The sequence below is a fragment of the Sphaerotilus sulfidivorans genome, assembly GCF_013426975.1.
Taxonomy (GTDB): domain Bacteria; phylum Pseudomonadota; class Gammaproteobacteria; order Burkholderiales; family Burkholderiaceae_C; genus Sphaerotilus; species Sphaerotilus sulfidivorans.
On the sequence record NZ_JACCPY010000043.1, the window covers coordinates 1 to 14,811 of the forward strand.

Below are 14,811 nucleotides of genomic sequence, written 5' to 3' on the forward strand. Positions count from 1 at the left end.
CATGCGTGGCTGGCAGCGTTTGGCAAGCTGCGCGTCCGATTCGAGCGCCAAGTTGAGACGCACGTTGCCTTGCTCAGCCTGGCTTGTTGCGTCATCTGCCTGCGCACGCTGATTCGGTTTTGTTAGTCGCTCTAAGCCTGGGCGCAGCGCTCGAGATCGCGCACCACCCGGCTGCGCTCGGCCTCGTCGCCGGCCAGCCGCACCAGCGTGCGGTCGAGCATCTCGATGCGCTGCAATGCCAGGCCGCTCAGAGCCAGCAGCAGCAGCAGCAGCATTGCGGCGAAGCCCAGCGCGAGTCGGTGCGACAGGCGCAAGCCTGGTCTGTGCGCAGAAAGAACAGCGGATTTCATGGCATGGAAGGGTTGAACCGAGGTCGACACAGGACTGCGGATCGTCTGATTTGATCGAATGGAGGCCGCTGGCATCCTGGGAAATCACGGCCGGAAGCGCAGCCTTCCGCACGAAAGTGATAAATCTGACGTTTTTCTGACAATGTGCCGATGGGCTCGGCCATCTCCGGCAAAATAGACGGTACCAATCTGTACTCCTGCCTGGATCGCTGTTTCCCCGGGCTCGTCCCGAATGATTCATCGATCCTCCCGACTCTGGGGCCGGGCCCATCCTGTTCTGGCTTCATGGCTTGCGATCCTGGTCTGGGCACTGGCCACGACCTCGAACGCGGTGGGGTCGCCTGCGTTCCTGCCAGAGCGTGATTCGCCGGTCGATCTCTCGTCCGGGCTCGCGTCCGGGCATGAAGGCCGGTTCGATCTGACCGAATCGATGCGGGTGCTGATGCAGCCGGCGGCGGCGGTCTCTGCAGAGCACGAGGTGCTGCGTCAGCCCGGATGGCGGCCTGCCACGCTGGCCAATCGCAACGGGTTGTGGAAGAACGCCACCCTCTGGCTGACCGCATCGCTCACGAATGGCGCTGGACAGCCCTTGCACCGCCTGGTGGTGCTGCGTGGCTGGCGCATTGCGCGACCCTTCGCGCCCAGGTGATCGATCCGGTGTCAGGGCGAATCCTCCAGAGCCTGGAGGGCGGGCTGCATCGACCTGCGCTTTCGGCCTCATTCGCCGGCACGGATCTGGTCCTGCCACTGACGCTGGCGCCCGGCGAAACGGTGCGGCTCCTGCTGATGCTGCTCCATGTCCTGCTCTGGCCCTTGGCGATCTGGCGCCAGCCGATCTCAAGGCCCGATCTGCGCTCCATTCGGCTGAGCCTGACGCTGTGCTTCGCAGGCATGCAGGCCTATCTGTTGCTGATGCACAGCCACGACTGGTTGCCGGATGCGCTGGACCTTCTGTCGACGCTGGCCTGGATCGATTACATGGCCTTGCTCTGCGTGCTGCACATCTGTGCCGTGAGCTGGCGCTCCGACCGCAGGCGGCGCCATCGCGATCTCGAGTTCCTGGCCCTGCATGACGCCCTGACCGGTCTGCCCAACCGGGTCAAGGGCATCGGGCAGCTCCGTCAGGCCTTGCAGCAGCAGGAAGAGCGAAGGCCTCAAGTGGGTATGGGCATGGGCGTAGGCGTGCTTTGCATGGACCTCAACGGCTTCAAGCAGATCAACGACACCTACGGACATGCCCGAGGCGATCAGCTGCTGTGCCAGCCAGGTGGCGCACCGGTTCGAGGCCAAGATCGGCCGCGCGGCCAGCCTGTGCAGGCTGTCCGGTGACGAGTTCATGGTCGTGCTCCCGGATGCCGGCCAGGAAGGCAATGCGGCTTTGCTGCTGGCAGACACGCTGATCCGTCAGCTGGGCCGGCCCTTCGATCTGGACGGCCAGGTCCTGCATGCGACGGTTTCGATCGGCGTGGCTGTGTCGCCGCAGCACGGTCGCAGCGCCGAGACGCTGATGCGCCATGTCGATGCCGCGCTCTACGAGGCCAAGCGTGCGGGGCTGCGTCAGCCTTGTCTGTTCTCGCCGCCGATGCTCGCGCGTCTGACCGAGCAGGAGCACATTCGCGGTGCCCTGCACCAGTCGCTGCACCGGTTGCCCGATCAGTTCAGGTTGCTCTATCAGCCGCAGCGCCGGCTGAGCGACGGCTGCATCACCGGCGTCGAGGCGCTGCTGCGCTGGCGCCTGCCCGACGGCACGGTGCCGGCCTCGCCCGAGCGCTTCATTCCGGTGGCCGAGGAAAGCGGCCTGATCGTGCCGCTGGGCGACTGGGTGCTCGACGAGGCCTGCCGGCAGGCCGCGGCCTGGCCGGAGCTGGTGGTCGCGGTCAATGTCTCGGCGATGCAGTTCCGTGGCGGCGACTTTTCCGGGCGCGCCACGGCCTGCCGGCGCATCGCCTGGAGCTGACCGAGTCGGTGCTGATCGGTCACGAGGACGAGGCCCTGCGCTGGCTGGCCGAGCTGCGTGCGATGGGCGTGCGCCTGGCGATCGACGATTTCGGCACCGGCTACTCGAGCCTGTCCTATCTGCACCGCTTTCCGGTGCATCGGCTGAAGATCGACCGCTGGCTCGATGCGCAGACGGACCGATCTCAGCTGGCTGACGCTCGCGCCTGAGCCGCAGATCGATCAGCACCGGATCGTGATCGGAGCTGCGGAACTCGTCGGCAGCGTACAGCGAGGCCTGCAGGCCGGCGCTCTTGAAGTTGATGTTGTAGTCCAGCGCGGCCGGCTCGTCGGCGTTGATCGCCCAGTGCTGCGCACGCACCACCTGCGCCGCCATCGAGGCGCTGGCCAGCGCGTGGTCCAGATAGCCCCAGCGGCCATCGAAGACATAGCTGGTGGCCTGGATGCCGCCGGCGTCGCGGCCGATCAGGTCGGTCCAGCCCTGGGCGGTGAAGGCGCTCACCGCATCCTCGCGGGCATAGGCGTTGAGGTCGCCGATCACCAGCAGGTCGGCCTCGCCGGTGCCGGTCGGGTCGGTGGCCAGCCACTGGCGCAGCGCGACCGCGGCGCGGCGGCGCACCTGGGCGCATTCGCCCTGGCCGTCGCCGGCATCCGGCGTGTCGCAGGCGCTGCCCTTGCTCTTGAGGTGGTTGACCGCGACGACGAAGCGTGCGCCGTCGCCCTGCTCGAAGGCCTGCGCCAGCGCCGGACGGTTGCGCTCGCGGGCATCGCCGCCACGCACGAACTCGGCGCTGTCGAGCACCGCGGTGCGGCCGACCGGCTTCACCCGGGCCGGGCGATAGATCAGCGCGACCTTGATCGCGTCGCTGCCGAGGCGGTTCGGCGTGCCCAGGCGCGTGTCGACATCCAGCGCTGCCCAGGTGCCGGGCGCGCTGGCGGCATCGAGCGCATCGACCAGGGCCTGCAGCGCGCTGCCCGGCCCGTGCCCGTCGTTCTCGATCTCGATCAGGCCGACCACGTCGGCGTTCATGCGACCGATCGCCGCCACCGTCTTGGCACGCTGGCGCGGATACTCGATCGCGAACTGCGCGGCCTGGGCGGCCGCACCGCTCGCATCGGAGCCGGCACCGCGGCAGGCCAGGCTCGGTCCGCCGACACCGCCGCTGCAGCCGGCGACATTGTCGAAGAAGTTCAGCACGTTGAACGAGGCCACCCGCAGCGTGCCCTGGGGCTGCGGTGCACCGGTCGGGCGCGCGTGGGTCGGCTGGAAGGCCGGCAGGGTGCCGCCGAGCGCGCCGATCGGACGCACGCGCCAGGCATTGCCGCTGGCGCTCGCACCGGCCCAGGTCCAGGTCATGACGCCGACCACGCCGCTGACGCTGTCGCCGCCGCGCAGGGTGTTGGCGGCCGACAGCGGCAGGCCGCCGCGGGCGAACAGGATCGGGTCGTCGTTCTGGGCGTTGCGCGCGTCGTCGAGGATCAGCCGGTCGAGCTGCTGCGCCTGCAGCAGCGCCTGCGCGGCCGCACCGGGCGGGTGGATCTGGGTCGGCTGGATCTGGCGGCCGGCCGAGCTCAGCAGCACCTGGCCGAAGCGGGCGAGCTGGTAGTGCTCGGTGACCTGCAGCGTCTGCGGCAGTCTCACCAGCATGCCCTCGAGGCGCTCTGCATCGTCGGCGCTGGCGAAGGGCAGTCGCAGCTCCACCGGCGCGACCGTGCCGCTGCCGCAGGCCACCAGCGTGCCGGCCTGGGCGGAGATCTGGGTCTGGCCCTGGAATTCCGACACCGTGCCGGTCACCCGAACCCGCTGGCCGACGCTGACCTCGTCGCGGTCGGCGTTGAAGACGAAGATCGCGTCCGAGGTGGCTGCGTCGCCGTCGCCCTGCTCGTCCTGCAGGTAGAAGCCGCGCAGGGCCGGCGACGGTCCCTCGAAGTCGCCGACGACGATGCCCTGGACGGTGACGGTCGCGCCGGCCAGGGCGGTGGCGGCACCCCGGCCCTGGATCGCCGGTGCGGCGGTGAAGGAAGCCGTGCAGGCGGCCGACTGCGCCGCTGCCGGCAGCGTGGCCGCCGACAGCAGCAGCGCGGGCCAGGCCAGGCGCAGGCCCGTTCGGACCCGGCGCGACATCCTCAGCTCATCAGCCCGAACAGCAGCGTGCAGGCCAGGGCCAGCAGCTGCAGGCCCAGGACCGAGCCCCGGAACGCGAACACGGAACGGGCTGGCCGGTGGCGGCGGGCGGTGACAGGCAGCGTGGACATGGCGGACTCCTGATTCCTGTGGCACGGTGACAGGATCTCACGATCGGCCCTGGCGGTGACAGGCGCGTGAAGACGACGGGACAGCACGATGACGCGCCGCCGGCTGCGCTTCAGTCAGCCCGGAAATCCGCATGGCCGAAACGGTCCTGGAGGAAGCGGCCGTTGGCGAGCAGGGCCTGCGCGTCGCCGCGGGCCACCAGCAGCACCGCCTGCCGCAGCTGCTCGTCGAGCAGCGCAAGCTGGCCGTCGAGCAGCTGCCGGGCGGTCCGGCCGCCTTCGAGCGGATGCGCCACCCGGAAGGCCGGTGGCAGCGCGGCATAGTTGGCCAGCGTCTCGGGCAGATAGCGCATCACCGTCTCGCGCAGCGTGAACGAGAGCTCGCCGCTGTCGCCGCCCTGGCCCTGGGCCTCCAGCCGGGGCAGCACATCGTTCACCGAGGCGCGAATGCCGGCCAGATGCGCCAGCGCGGTCTCGCCCAGGATCGGCCGCACCTCGTCGATCAGCGCATCGAGCCGGGCAGGCAGCTCGGCCAGCGTCAGGGACTCGTCCAGACGCTGCACCAGGTGCAGCGGGCTGGGCGCCAGCAGCGCCCCGATCGCGTACAGCCCGGCGGTGATCGCCCACCAGCCCTCGCGGATCACGCCGGCGAACAGCAGCCCCGGCCCGGCACAGGCCAGCAGGCTGCCGGCGATGTGCCTGTTCGAATAGAGCCACAGCAGCAGGCGCCGGCGCAGTCCCGACCCTGGCCGCGACCGTGGCCGGCCCTGCCGGTGGCCATCACTGGTAGCCACGGATGTCCTTGAAGACCGCCTCGAGCGAGGCCGATCGGGCATCGAAGACCCGCCCGCCGCCGAGCGCGGCGATGTGCTGCATCTCGCTCTGGCTGGCATCGCCGAACAGGATCGGGAAGATGCGCACCGGGTCGCCGTCGCGCCAGCGCTGCTCGAAATCCTGCAGATCGATGCCGGCGGTCTTCAGGCCGTCGGACAGCAGCACCACCGAGACCAGCCGGTCCGGGTTCATGCGCATTTCCTGGCGGGCGATCTCCAGCGCCCGGGCCAGCGCCGAGTACAGCGCGGTGCCACCGCCGGTCGACAGCGCCTCGGCATAGGCGCGGATGCGCGCGGCGGCCTGCGTGTCCGCGGCCTGGGCGCTGGCACCGATGTCGGTGCCGGCTGCGCCGAACTCCACCCGCTCGACCGGACCGACCTCGGAGCCGAACGGCAGCATCACCACCCGTTCTCGCTGCTGGAAGCGGGCATGGCGGGCGCTGAGGCTGTCGGCCGGCTCCGCGCCGGCCAGCAGTCGCAGCGACTGCCGCAGCGCCGCGATGCGCTCGCCCTCCATCGAGCCGGAAACATCGAGCACGAAGATCGCGGTGGCGGGCCGACGCCACTCGCCCTGCCAGGCGCCGAGCACCGCGTCGATCACCTCCAGACGGCCGGGAAAGGCCAGCTCGACCACTGGCGTGACCGGCAGCGCCGCAGCCGGGCGCACCTCCGGATTCGATGGCCGCAGGAAGGCCTGGGCCAGCACCTCGCCCTGCACTGCCGCACTGCGCCAGGCCTGCACCAGCTTCTGGAAGCGCGCACGCAGTGCCTCGTCGGCGGGCGCCAGCAGCATCAGCGGATAGTCGGCCGAGATCACCCCGTCGGCCGGGTAGACCGGCACCAGCGGCTCCTTCAGCGCATCGGTGCCCTGGCGGGCGTTCAGACCCAGGATGACCGATTCGTAGTTGACCATCGCGTCGAGCGTGTCCTGCTCGCGCCCGTAGGCCTCGGCCAGCCAGCCCGAGCTGCCGGCGGTGAGCTTGTGGCCGGACAGGAAATCGCGCAGCAGCGCCTCGGCCTCAGGCGTGCGCACATCGGCCAGCGTCATGTCCTCGGTCTTGCCGGCTGCTGCGGCCGCGACCGCGAACAGCGCGCTCATGCCGCTGTTGGAGCGGCTGGGGCTGCTCATCGCGTAGCGCAGCCGACCCGCCCGCACCGCCTCGGCGATCTGCGCCCAGCCGGGCGGCTGGCGGTCCCAGCCCAGCTCGCGCCAGCGCGATGTCTTCACGCCCAGCGCGATGCGGGAATAGAACAGCCGCTCGACAGCCAGCGGCGGACTTTGCAGCGCCAGGGCCGGATAGGCGCCGCCCGCGGGCAGGATCGCGTCGAAGCCGCGCTCGTCCGAGCCCGGTCCGGCGCGGTTGCTGCGATCGACGATGTCCAGCGAGCCGGCGAACTCGAACTGCACCGGCACGCCCGCCTGCTGCGCGGCCTGCTGCAGCGCCGGGGCCAGCTCGCGCAGCTCGGAGCCGGCCAGGATCCGCAGCGCGCCGGCGGACGAAGAGGACGCGGCCTGGGGGGAGGGCGCCGGACCGGATCGGTCGCAGCCGCCCAGCAGTGCAGCGGCCAGCAGCGTGCCCGCCAGCGCGGCCAGGGCGTTCACGGGCGTGCTCCGGCTGGATGCTCGGGCCGGCCGGACAGCAGCGTGCCCTCGGACTGGCGTGCCCGCACCACCTGCTGGCGTGCCTTGTCGACCTCGGCGCCGAGCAGCTCCACGGTGGCCTGCATCGAGCCCAGCGCCTCGGTCTTGAAGCTGGCGATCGCATCCATCGTCTGGTAGATGTTCTGGAAGGCCCGCTGGAGCTGGGCGATGTCGAGCGTGCTCGAGGCGGCCTGCTGGTGCAGGGTGCCGGTCTGCTGGCGCAGCATCTCGCTGGTGCGCTCGATCAGGTGGCCGGTGGTGGTGTTGAGCGCGCCGATCTGGTCGAGCACCAGCTTCTGGTTGGCCAGCGCCTGTGCCACGATCACCGCGGTGCGCAGGGCCGACACCGTGGTGGTGGTGGCCCGGTCGACGCCCTTGATCAGTTCCAGGTTGTTGCGCCGCACCATGTCCAGCGCCAGATAGCCCTGGATGCTGACACTGAGCTGGGTCAGCAGGTCCATGACCTTCTGCCGCATGTAGAACAGCATGTCCTCGCGCACCACCCGGGCTTTTTCGGGGTCCTGCAGCTCGAGCCGGGCGGCACGGTCCTCCAGCTTGGCGTCGAGCTGGCGGCCGAGGTAGACATGGCCCTCCAGCCGCTCCATCAGCGTCCACAGATGGAGCTTTTCCTGCTCGATCGCGGCGTTGTCGCGCATCAGCTCGTCCTTGCCGCGTCGCAGCGCCTCCAGGATGGCGTTCAGATGCGCCTGGGAGGACTGGAATCGTGCGAAGTAGTCCGCCAGCCGGTTGCCCATCGGAATCATCCCGAGCAGCCGGCGGGGCGCCAGCAGGTCACCCTGGCGCGAGGGGTCGAGCGCCTCGACGGTGCGGCGCAGGTCCACGAGCGTGTGCCCGATGCCCGAGCTGCCATCGATCAGGCCGTTGTTCAGCGTGCGCACCGGCCGCTCCAGCATCCGGCTGGAAACGGCCGCCGCGCCCTCGATGTCGCGGCTGCCCAGGCCGTGGATGCGCTGCACGCAGTCGCGGAACTTCGGGTCCTGGGGGTCGAGCGTGCTGACCTGCTGGACGAAGTCGGCGACCTGCGCATCCAGCGCTGCCACCGCCTCGGGCTTGAGCCGCACCCGGCCGCTCGCGCTCTCGACCGGGATCGGGGTCAGCGCCTCGGGCGCCTGCAGCGCCAGATCGCTCGGGGGGGACAGCTCGTTCATCACGGACTCCTCATGCTCGTCGACGGACTTCGGACTTCGGATTTCAAGGGGGCGTCTCGATGGCGGTGATCAGCGCTTCGAGCCAGCGGGGATCGGGCGGATCGACCACGTCGACCAGCGTTTCGGGCACCTGGACGCCTTGCCGGGCCCAGGTCGCCGGGCCGCGCTCCTCGCCGCCGGTGCGCAGGCCGAACTCGTGCGCCAGCGTGCGCAGCGCGGCATCGCCCTCGAGTGCCGCTGCCAGCCGACGGCCCTTGTCGCTGAAGGGCACCAGCACATGCTTGGAGTAGACGGTCGGTCGTGGATAGAGCATCACCTGCGCCGCCTCGGCGCGCCGCTGCGGGTGCCTCAGCCAGAACTCGACCAGTTGCGACTCGTAGGCCACCAGCAGCGGCGCCTTGCCCATGCCGAGCGCCAGATAGTCCTGGAAAGGCTCCTGGCTCGAGCCCTGCTGGAAGCCCTGGCGGCGGAACAGACCGGCCACCGCGGGCAGCACCCGCTGCACCTGCTCCGGCCCCTGCACCACCGCGTCGCCATTGGCGACATAGCTCAGCAGCGACAGGTACATCGCCGCGCTGTTGGAGGAGCTCAGGTCGGTCGAGCCGACCAGCACCGCCTTGCGGGTCGGAAAGGCGGCGCTGTCCTTCAGCTCGGACCAGCGCGTGCCCCGGTTCATCAGCGCGATCAGCTGTGGCAGATCGGTCAGGAACCAGTGCTCGCCCTCGCGGCGCGCCAGGCCGTTGGCCTCGAGAATGGCCGCGATCGGCTGCCAGCTGGCGATGACGATCGGGGTGTAGAACGGGGTGGTCTCGCCGCCGGACACGCCGGCGGCCCGAGCCCGGGCGCGCAGTTCCACCGCCGCCGGCTCACCGGCCGGAAAGGCGAAGTCGTGCCGCGCCGGATCCAGCTGCGCCGCCATGGCCCGCGAGCCGGCCTTCTCGGCGGTCACTTCCAGGCCGTGGCGCGCCAGCGCGGCCCGGACACGGGCATCGGCGAAGAACTCGGCCTTTTCCGAGCCGATCAGCCCGACCAGCCGGATCTGCCGGGCCTGCTGCTCGGCCGCCTGGCGCTGCTGCGCCCGTTCGGCCTCGTCCTGGCGCAGCAGCACTCCGGACTGCCAGATGCCGGCGCCCACCGCGATGGCCAGCACGCCAGCCAGCGTCGGACCCAGCCAGCGCCTGCGCATCGCCTCAGCTCCCGATCACGCCGCCGTCGTCCTTGCGGATCACCACGGTGGCCGAGCGCGGCCGGCCGGCGCCGTCGGGCCAGCGCGAGAGCTTCATCGGGTCGGCCGGATCGCTGCGCTCGCTGGGCGACTCGCCCGGGTGCTGGATGTTGACGAACATCGTGCGCAGGTCGGGCGTCATGACCACCCCGGTCACCTCGCAGCCGGCCGGGCCGAGCAGGAAGCGGCGGATCTCGCCCTGGGTCGGGTCGCAGGCCAGCATCTGGTTGTTGGGCAGGCCGGCGTAGTCGCCCTTGCCCAGGGCCGAGGTCGACACGTCGGTCTGGATCCACATCGTGCCGCGCGGGTCGATCCACAGGCCGTCGGGGCTGCCGAAGGCGTCGCCGCGGATGTTGCCCCGGGCCTCGGCACGCGCCAGCGTGGTGTCGCCCGCCAGCACGAAGTGCGTCCAGGCGAAGCGGCGCGCGTCGAGATCGCCATCTTCCTTCCAGCGGATGATGTGGCCCATCGTGTTGTTCGTGCGCGGGTTGGCCGCGTCGACCGCCGGATGGTTGTTGCCGCCCCGGTTGGTGTTGTTGGTCAGCGTGCAGTAGACCTCCTTGCTGACCGGGTCGACGGCGGTCCATTCCGGGCGGTCCATCTTCGTCGCGCCGAGCAGGTCGCTGGCCTGGCGGGCCTTGATCAGCACCTCGCCCTGGTCGGCGAAGCCCCGGGCTGCGGTGAGCGGGCCCTGGCCATGCACCAGCGGCAGCCATTCGCCGCGGCCGTCGGCATCGAAGCGGGCCACGAACAGCGTGCCGTGGTCGAGCAGCTCGCGGTTGGCGGCCGCGCCGCCCGGCTTCATCGCGTCGCGGCTGACGAACTTGTAGATGTACTCGAAGCGGGCATCCTCGCCCATGTAGACCACCGCGCGGCCGTCGGCGGTCAGTGCAAGCGCGGCGCCCTCGTGTGCGGCACGGCCCAGCGCGGTGCGCTTGACCGGCGTGGCCTTCGGGTCGGCGGGATCGATCTCGACCACCCAGCCGAAGCGGTTGAACTCGTTCGGATGCCGGCTGGCGTCGAAGCGCTCCTCATGCTCGTGCCAGCGGTAGAACTGGCCATTGCCCTTCTTCAGGCCCCAGCGCTTCTGATGCGCGTCGGGCTGCTCGGGGCCCTCGAAGTAGTTGACGAAGTTCTCCTCGCAGGTCAGGTAGGTGCCCCAGGGGGTGGCGCCGTTGCCGCAGTTGTTGAGCGTGCCCAGCACGGTGCGGCCGGCCGGATCGGCGGCGGTGCGCATCAGCGCATGGCCGGCGGCCGGACCGGCCAGCGCCATCGGGGTGGCCGCGGTGATGCGGCGCGCGTACCGCGACGGCGACACCACCGACCAGGCCGCGCCCTGGCGCTGCACCTCGACCACCGACACGCCATGTGCGGCGATCGACTTGGCGACCTTCTCGGCCGACCAGGTCTTCATGCCGTCGGCATGCAGCAGGCCGTCGTCGACATACTCGTGGTTCATCGCCAGCAGGCCGCGTGCCGAGCCGTCGGCGCCGCTGCCGAGCGGGAAATAGTGGATGCCGTCGTGATGCATGCCGGCCTGCAGCGCCTGCTCGGCCGCGGTGTTGCCGGCATCCGGGCGGAAGACGGGCTGGCCGGCGGTCGCGCCGACCGGATCGCCCCAGCGGTACAGCACCGAGGCGGTGTAGCCCGCAGGCACCACCACCTGGTCGACCGCACGCATCGGCACCGAGGCGAAGCCGATGCCGCGGCCGGCCGATGCCGTGCCCTGACCCAGGCTGGCGCAGCCACCCAGGCCTCCGAGCAGGCCGGCGGCCACGCCGCCCAGGCCGCCGCGCAGCAGCAGGCGGCGGGTCGGGCTCGACATCTCGTGAATGCTGGGGTTGGTGCTGCGGTTGGAGTCTTCCATCCGCGAAAAGTCCTTGGCCATCGTGTCCTCGCAGTCAGCGTCGCCGGGCGACAGGGTGATGCGGCACATCGTGGACACGGGTCATGAAAGTGTCATGACATGACGCGATGAGGCGATGGCGCGCTGATGCGCCAGAGTTCGGGTCTTTCCCTGAATGTGGGCATCCGGCAACATCGTGACGGGATCATGAAGTTTCATGTCCGACTTCACTATCATCGCGGAATGTTTTTCTGGCGTCGTCACAGCTTCCGTCTCGTCAGCGCGGCCATCGTGCTGCTGATGATGGTCGCGCTGGCGCCGACGCTGTCGCGCCTGCTGGCCGCCGCCGATCCGGTGCGTGCGGCGATGCTGGCCGAGATCTGCTCGGCCACGATGCCGGCGTCCTCGCGCACCGATGCCGGTGCGCTCGGCATGACCGACGCCGCCGGTGGCAGCCACTGCCCGGCCTGCCTGAGCCCGGCACTGGGCGCCCTGCTCCCCGAGCCGGACCGCCGCGCCGACTACCGCCTGATCGAGCCCCGGCCTGCGCCGGTGCTGCGCATCGACTTCGTGCCGGATGCGGCGGCACATCATCCTCCCCTGCCCGCCCGGGCCCCGCCTGCGCTCGCCTGACGCTCGGGTGTGCCTGATGTGCTGGGCGCGCCGAACTTGTCCGAATCTCCGGCTCCGCCCGGCGACTGATGCCCTGAGATTGCCCCCCTGCGCCTGAAGTGCAGCGTCCGCCGGCGTCTGCTCATCTTCCTGTCGGCTTCTGTCTTTTTCTGTTGGCTTCTGCCTGTCCCTTGTCTGCCTTTTGTCCCAAGGACGCTCCCATGCCTGCCATTCCCGCTCTGCCCACGCTTCGTGCCGTCGCCGCCTGCATCACGCTGCTCATGGCCACCGGCGCTGCACTCGCCCAGGTCAGCGTCAAGGATCCCTGGGTTCGCGCCACCGTCGCCCAGCAGAAGGCCACCGGCGCCTTCATGCAGATCAGCAGCACCGAGCCGGTGCGGCTGGTCGAGGCGAAATCCGCTGCGGCCAGGATCGTCGAGATCCATGAGATGCGCATGGACGGCGACCGGATGATGATGAAGGCGATCGATGCGCTCGACATCGTCCCGGGCCGGACGCTGGAGCTCAAGCCCGGCAGCTATCACATCATGCTGATCGACGTGGTCAAGCCGGTGAACGCCGGCGACAAGCTGCCGCTGACCCTGGTGATCGAGGGCCGCGACGGCAAGCGCAGCGCGGTCGAGGTCAGCGCCGAGGCCCGCGCGATGAATGCGGCCCGGCCGGCTGCGGCGGCCGAGCACAGGCACGCTCACTGATCGGTCTGCAGCGTGCCGCGGCGCATCTGGTCGCGCTCCAGCGACTCGAACAGCGCCTTGAAGTTGCCCTCGCCGAAGCCCTCGTCGCGCTTGCGCTGGATGAACTCGAAGAAGACCGGCCCGAGCAGCGGCTGGCTGAAGATCTGCAGCAGCAGGCGCGGCGTGCCGCCGGCGGTGGAGCCGTCGAGCAGGATGCCGCGCGTCTGCAGCTCGGTCACCGGTTCGCCGTGGCCGGGCAGGCGCTCGGCCAGCATCTCGTAGTAGACCGCGTTGGGCGCGCTCATCAGCGGCACGCCGGCCATCTGCAGCGTGTCCACCGTCGCGATCAGGTCATCGCAGAGCAGCGCCACATGCTGGATGCCCTCGCCGTTGAACTGCATCAGGAACTCCTCGATCTGGCCGCCGCCCTGGCGCGCCTCCTCGTTGAGCGGGATGCGGATCAGGCCGTCGGGCGCGGTCATCGCCTTCGAGGTCAGGCCGGTGTACTCGCCCTGGATGTCGAAGTAGCGGATCTCGCGGAAGTTGAACAGGTGCTCGTAGAAATGCGCCCAGTAGGCCATGCGGCCGCGGTAGACGTTGTGCGTCAGGTGGTCGATCAGGCGCAGGCCGTGGCCGACCGGGCGGCGGCGCGCGGCGTCCTGGAATTCGGGCAGGAACTCGAAGTCGATGTCGTAGATGGACTTGCCGTCCTCGAATCGGTCGATCAGGTAGAGCGGCGCGCCGCCGATGCCCCTGATCGCCGGCAGGCGCAGCTCCATCGGACCGGTCGGGATCTCCACCGGCTGTGCGCCCAGCTCCAGAGCCCGGGCATAGGCGCGGTGCGCATCCTTCACCCGGAAGGCCAGGCCGCAGGCGCTGGGGCCGTGCTCGGCGGCGAAGTAGGCCGCCAGGCTCCTGGGCTCGCGGTTGACGATGAAGTTGATCTCGCCTTGGCGGTAGAGCACCACGTCCTTGGAGCGGTGGCGGGCGACGAGCGAGAAGCCCATCCGCTCGAACAGCGGCTCGAGCAGGCCGGCCACCGGCGCGGCGAACTCGACGAACTCGAAGCCGCACAGGCCCATCGGGTTGTCGAACAGGTCGGCGCGGGGGGAGGACAGGGATGGGGCGGCAGGAACGGAAGCGGAAACGGGGACGGAAACGGTCGGGTCAGCCATGACAGGCTCCTTCGGCAGAGGTCGGGACGTGCGCCGTCGAGCGCGAGCGCGCAGGCCGAGACGGCCGCGTCGATCACGACGACGGAAAAACGCGGAGGGAAAAAGGGGAGAAGCCGCGGGGCGGCTCAGGCGCACGAAGGCGGCGAGCACGGCACGCCGCGCACGCTGCGGGCGAGGTGATCACCGATGACCAGCTGGAAGCAGCCGTCGAAACCGTGAAGGCGGAAAGGCATGCGCCGAATCTAGTCGATCCGTCAGGACCTGCCTAGAGGGATGACCAGCGGGCGCCGCCGTGGGCGCCGAGGAAGGTCAGGCGCCGCCCATGCGGCGGCGGCGCTCGCGGCTGTTGGCCAGGTGGGTGCGCATCGCCGCACGTGCGGCCTCCGGGTCGCCGGCGGCGATCGCATCGCAGATGCTGTCGTGCTCGGCATTGACCCGGCGCAGGTAGTGGCGTCGCTCCTGCTCCTGTTCCGGCGTGCTCTGCCCGTCCAGGCGCGAGCGCGGAATGATGGTGCGGCCCAGCGTGCCGATCAGCTCGGCGAAGTGATGGTTGCCAGTGGCGCGCGCGATCGCCAGATGGAAGTGGAAGTCGGCCTCGACCGCATCGCGGCCGGCCTCGATCGCGGCGGTGACCTCGGCCAGCGCGGCGCGCATTGCGGTCAGGTCGGCCTCGGTGCGGCGCTGCGCGGCCAGCGCGGCCGCTTCGGTCTCCACCCCGATGCGCAGCTCCAGCATCGCGATGACGTCGTGCAGCGTGGCGACCTGCTCGGGCGCGATGCGAAAGCCCGGCGCCTCGCCCAGGCCCAGCACGAAGGTGCCGATGCCGTGGCGGGTCTCGACCAGACCGCTGGCCTGCAGCCGCGAGATGGCCTCGCGCACCACGGTGCGGCTGACCGCGAACTCGGCCATGATCGCCGCCTCGGTGGGCAGCTTGGTGCCGGGGGCCAGCTGGCCGTCGCGGATGCGCTCGCCGATCGACGCGACCAGTTCGAGCGCGAGGGTGCGGGGGCGGCGGCGTTCGGTGGGCGGATGCAGCGACATGGGTTCGGACAGGG

General features: G+C 70.4%; 13 protein-coding genes and 3 pseudogenes. 6 read left to right on the forward strand and 10 right to left on the reverse strand.

The window, feature by feature from the left end; translation table 11 throughout:
• Positions 1–126 (forward strand): annotated as a pseudogene (locus tag HZU84_RS17865) (IS5/IS1182 family transposase); the annotation flags it as partial.
• A 5-nt stretch (positions 127–131) separates the two neighbouring features.
• On the opposite strand, the gene HZU84_RS17870 reads toward HZU84_RS17865, so the two are convergent.
• Positions 132–314, reverse strand: a complete 183-nt coding sequence (locus tag HZU84_RS17870) for a hypothetical protein (RefSeq protein WP_149505733.1) — start codon at positions 312–314, stop codon at positions 132–134.
• Positions 315–582: 268 nt separating this feature from the next.
• Here HZU84_RS17870 and HZU84_RS17875 point away from each other — a divergent pair, with 268 nt between their 5' ends.
• From HZU84_RS17875 to HZU84_RS21160, 3 genes and pseudogenes are all read left to right on the forward strand, one after another.
• On the forward strand, positions 583–999 hold the full coding sequence (locus HZU84_RS17875) for a hypothetical protein (RefSeq protein ID WP_180693046.1): 417 nt from the start codon (positions 583–585) through the stop codon (positions 997–999).
• Complete coding sequence (locus HZU84_RS21025; RefSeq protein WP_180693047.1) at positions 996–1,679, forward strand: GGDEF domain-containing protein; 684 nt, start codon at positions 996–998, stop codon at positions 1,677–1,679. Before HZU84_RS17875 ends, HZU84_RS21025 begins: the two co-directional genes overlap by 4 nt.
• Positions 1,585–2,516, forward strand: a pseudogene (locus tag HZU84_RS21160) (putative bifunctional diguanylate cyclase/phosphodiesterase). Before HZU84_RS21025 ends, HZU84_RS21160 begins: the two are co-directional and overlap by 95 nt.
• Before the next feature lie 10 nt (positions 2,517–2,526).
• Here HZU84_RS21160 and HZU84_RS20725 read toward each other — a convergent pair.
• From HZU84_RS20725 to HZU84_RS17915, 7 genes and pseudogenes are all read right to left on the reverse strand, one after another.
• Positions 2,527–4,431: pseudogene (locus tag HZU84_RS20725) on the reverse strand (ExeM/NucH family extracellular endonuclease); the annotation flags it as partial.
• Positions 4,432–4,433: 2 nt separating this feature from the next.
• Positions 4,434–4,562: a hypothetical protein gene (locus HZU84_RS20730; protein ID WP_256365886.1), complete on the reverse strand. Its 129-nt coding sequence runs from the start codon at positions 4,560–4,562 to the stop codon at positions 4,434–4,436.
• A 110-nt stretch (positions 4,563–4,672) separates the two neighbouring features.
• Positions 4,673–5,353 (reverse strand): hypothetical protein, encoded by a 681-nt coding sequence (locus HZU84_RS17895; protein WP_244954573.1) that lies wholly within the window; start codon positions 5,351–5,353, stop codon positions 4,673–4,675.
• Entirely contained in the window at positions 5,340–6,995 is a 1,656-nt protein-coding gene (locus HZU84_RS17900; RefSeq protein WP_149505731.1) for a vWA domain-containing protein, read from the reverse strand. The genes HZU84_RS17895 and HZU84_RS17900 overlap by 14 nt, the downstream gene beginning before the upstream one ends.
• On the reverse strand, positions 6,992–8,203 hold the full coding sequence (locus HZU84_RS17905; protein WP_149505730.1) for a toxic anion resistance protein: 1,212 nt from the start codon (positions 8,201–8,203) through the stop codon (positions 6,992–6,994). Before HZU84_RS17905 ends, HZU84_RS17900 begins: the two co-directional genes overlap by 4 nt.
• A gap of 43 nt (positions 8,204–8,246) precedes the next feature.
• The gene (locus HZU84_RS17910) at positions 8,247–9,389 is read right to left on the reverse strand and encodes a hypothetical protein (RefSeq protein ID WP_149505729.1); all 1,143 of its coding nucleotides are present in this window, start codon (positions 9,387–9,389) and stop codon (positions 8,247–8,249) included.
• A 4-nt stretch (positions 9,390–9,393) separates the two neighbouring features.
• Complete coding sequence (locus HZU84_RS17915) at positions 9,394–11,316, reverse strand: PhoX family protein (RefSeq protein WP_149505767.1); 1,923 nt, start codon at positions 11,314–11,316, stop codon at positions 9,394–9,396.
• Positions 11,317–11,517: 201 nt separating this feature from the next.
• Between HZU84_RS17915 and HZU84_RS17920 the strand changes: the two genes are divergently transcribed.
• Together HZU84_RS17920 and HZU84_RS17925 are read left to right on the forward strand one after the other, a co-directional pair.
• Positions 11,518–11,907 carry a DUF2946 family protein gene (locus HZU84_RS17920; RefSeq protein WP_180693048.1) on the forward strand — a complete coding sequence of 130 codons (390 nt, stop codon included), beginning with the start codon at positions 11,518–11,520 and terminating at the stop codon, positions 11,905–11,907.
• Between the two features lie 200 nt (positions 11,908–12,107).
• The gene (locus HZU84_RS17925) at positions 12,108–12,602 is read left to right on the forward strand and encodes a copper chaperone PCu(A)C (RefSeq protein ID WP_149505727.1); all 495 of its coding nucleotides are present in this window, start codon (positions 12,108–12,110) and stop codon (positions 12,600–12,602) included.
• Here HZU84_RS17925 and hppD read toward each other — a convergent pair.
• Both hppD and HZU84_RS17935 read right to left on the reverse strand, forming a co-directional pair.
• Positions 12,596–13,663, reverse strand: a complete 1,068-nt coding sequence (gene hppD, locus HZU84_RS17930) for a 4-hydroxyphenylpyruvate dioxygenase (RefSeq protein ID WP_244954587.1) — start codon at positions 13,661–13,663, stop codon at positions 12,596–12,598. The genes HZU84_RS17925 and hppD overlap by 7 nt on opposite strands.
• Before the next feature lie 402 nt (positions 13,664–14,065).
• Complete coding sequence (locus tag HZU84_RS17935; protein ID WP_149505725.1) at positions 14,066–14,797, reverse strand: FadR/GntR family transcriptional regulator; 732 nt, start codon at positions 14,795–14,797, stop codon at positions 14,066–14,068.
• Positions 14,798–14,811: the final 14 nt, after the last annotated feature.

Excerpts from the sequence above, each read along its gene's own strand:
- HZU84_RS17875 (WP_180693046.1), top strand. The coding sequence starts at position 583 with ATGATTCATCGATCCTCCCGACTCTGGGGCCGGGCCCATCCTGTTCTG.
- HZU84_RS20730 (WP_256365886.1), bottom strand. The coding sequence starts at position 4,562 with ATGTCCACGCTGCCTGTCACCGCCCGCCGCCACCGGCCAGCCCGTTCC.
- HZU84_RS17905 (WP_149505730.1), bottom strand. The coding sequence starts at position 8,203 with ATGAACGAGCTGTCCCCCCCGAGCGATCTGGCGCTGCAGGCGCCCGAG.
- HZU84_RS17910 (WP_149505729.1), bottom strand. The coding sequence starts at position 9,389 with ATGCGCAGGCGCTGGCTGGGTCCGACGCTGGCTGGCGTGCTGGCCATC.
- HZU84_RS17915 (WP_149505767.1), bottom strand. The coding sequence starts at position 11,316 with ATGGCCAAGGACTTTTCGCGGATGGAAGACTCCAACCGCAGCACCAAC.
- HZU84_RS17920 (WP_180693048.1), top strand. The coding sequence starts at position 11,518 with ATGTTTTTCTGGCGTCGTCACAGCTTCCGTCTCGTCAGCGCGGCCATC.
- HZU84_RS17925 (WP_149505727.1), top strand. The coding sequence starts at position 12,108 with ATGCCTGCCATTCCCGCTCTGCCCACGCTTCGTGCCGTCGCCGCCTGC.
- hppD (WP_244954587.1), bottom strand. The coding sequence starts at position 13,663 with ATGGGCCTGTGCGGCTTCGAGTTCGTCGAGTTCGCCGCGCCGGTGGCC.
- HZU84_RS17935 (WP_149505725.1), bottom strand. The coding sequence starts at position 14,797 with ATGTCGCTGCATCCGCCCACCGAACGCCGCCGCCCCCGCACCCTCGCG.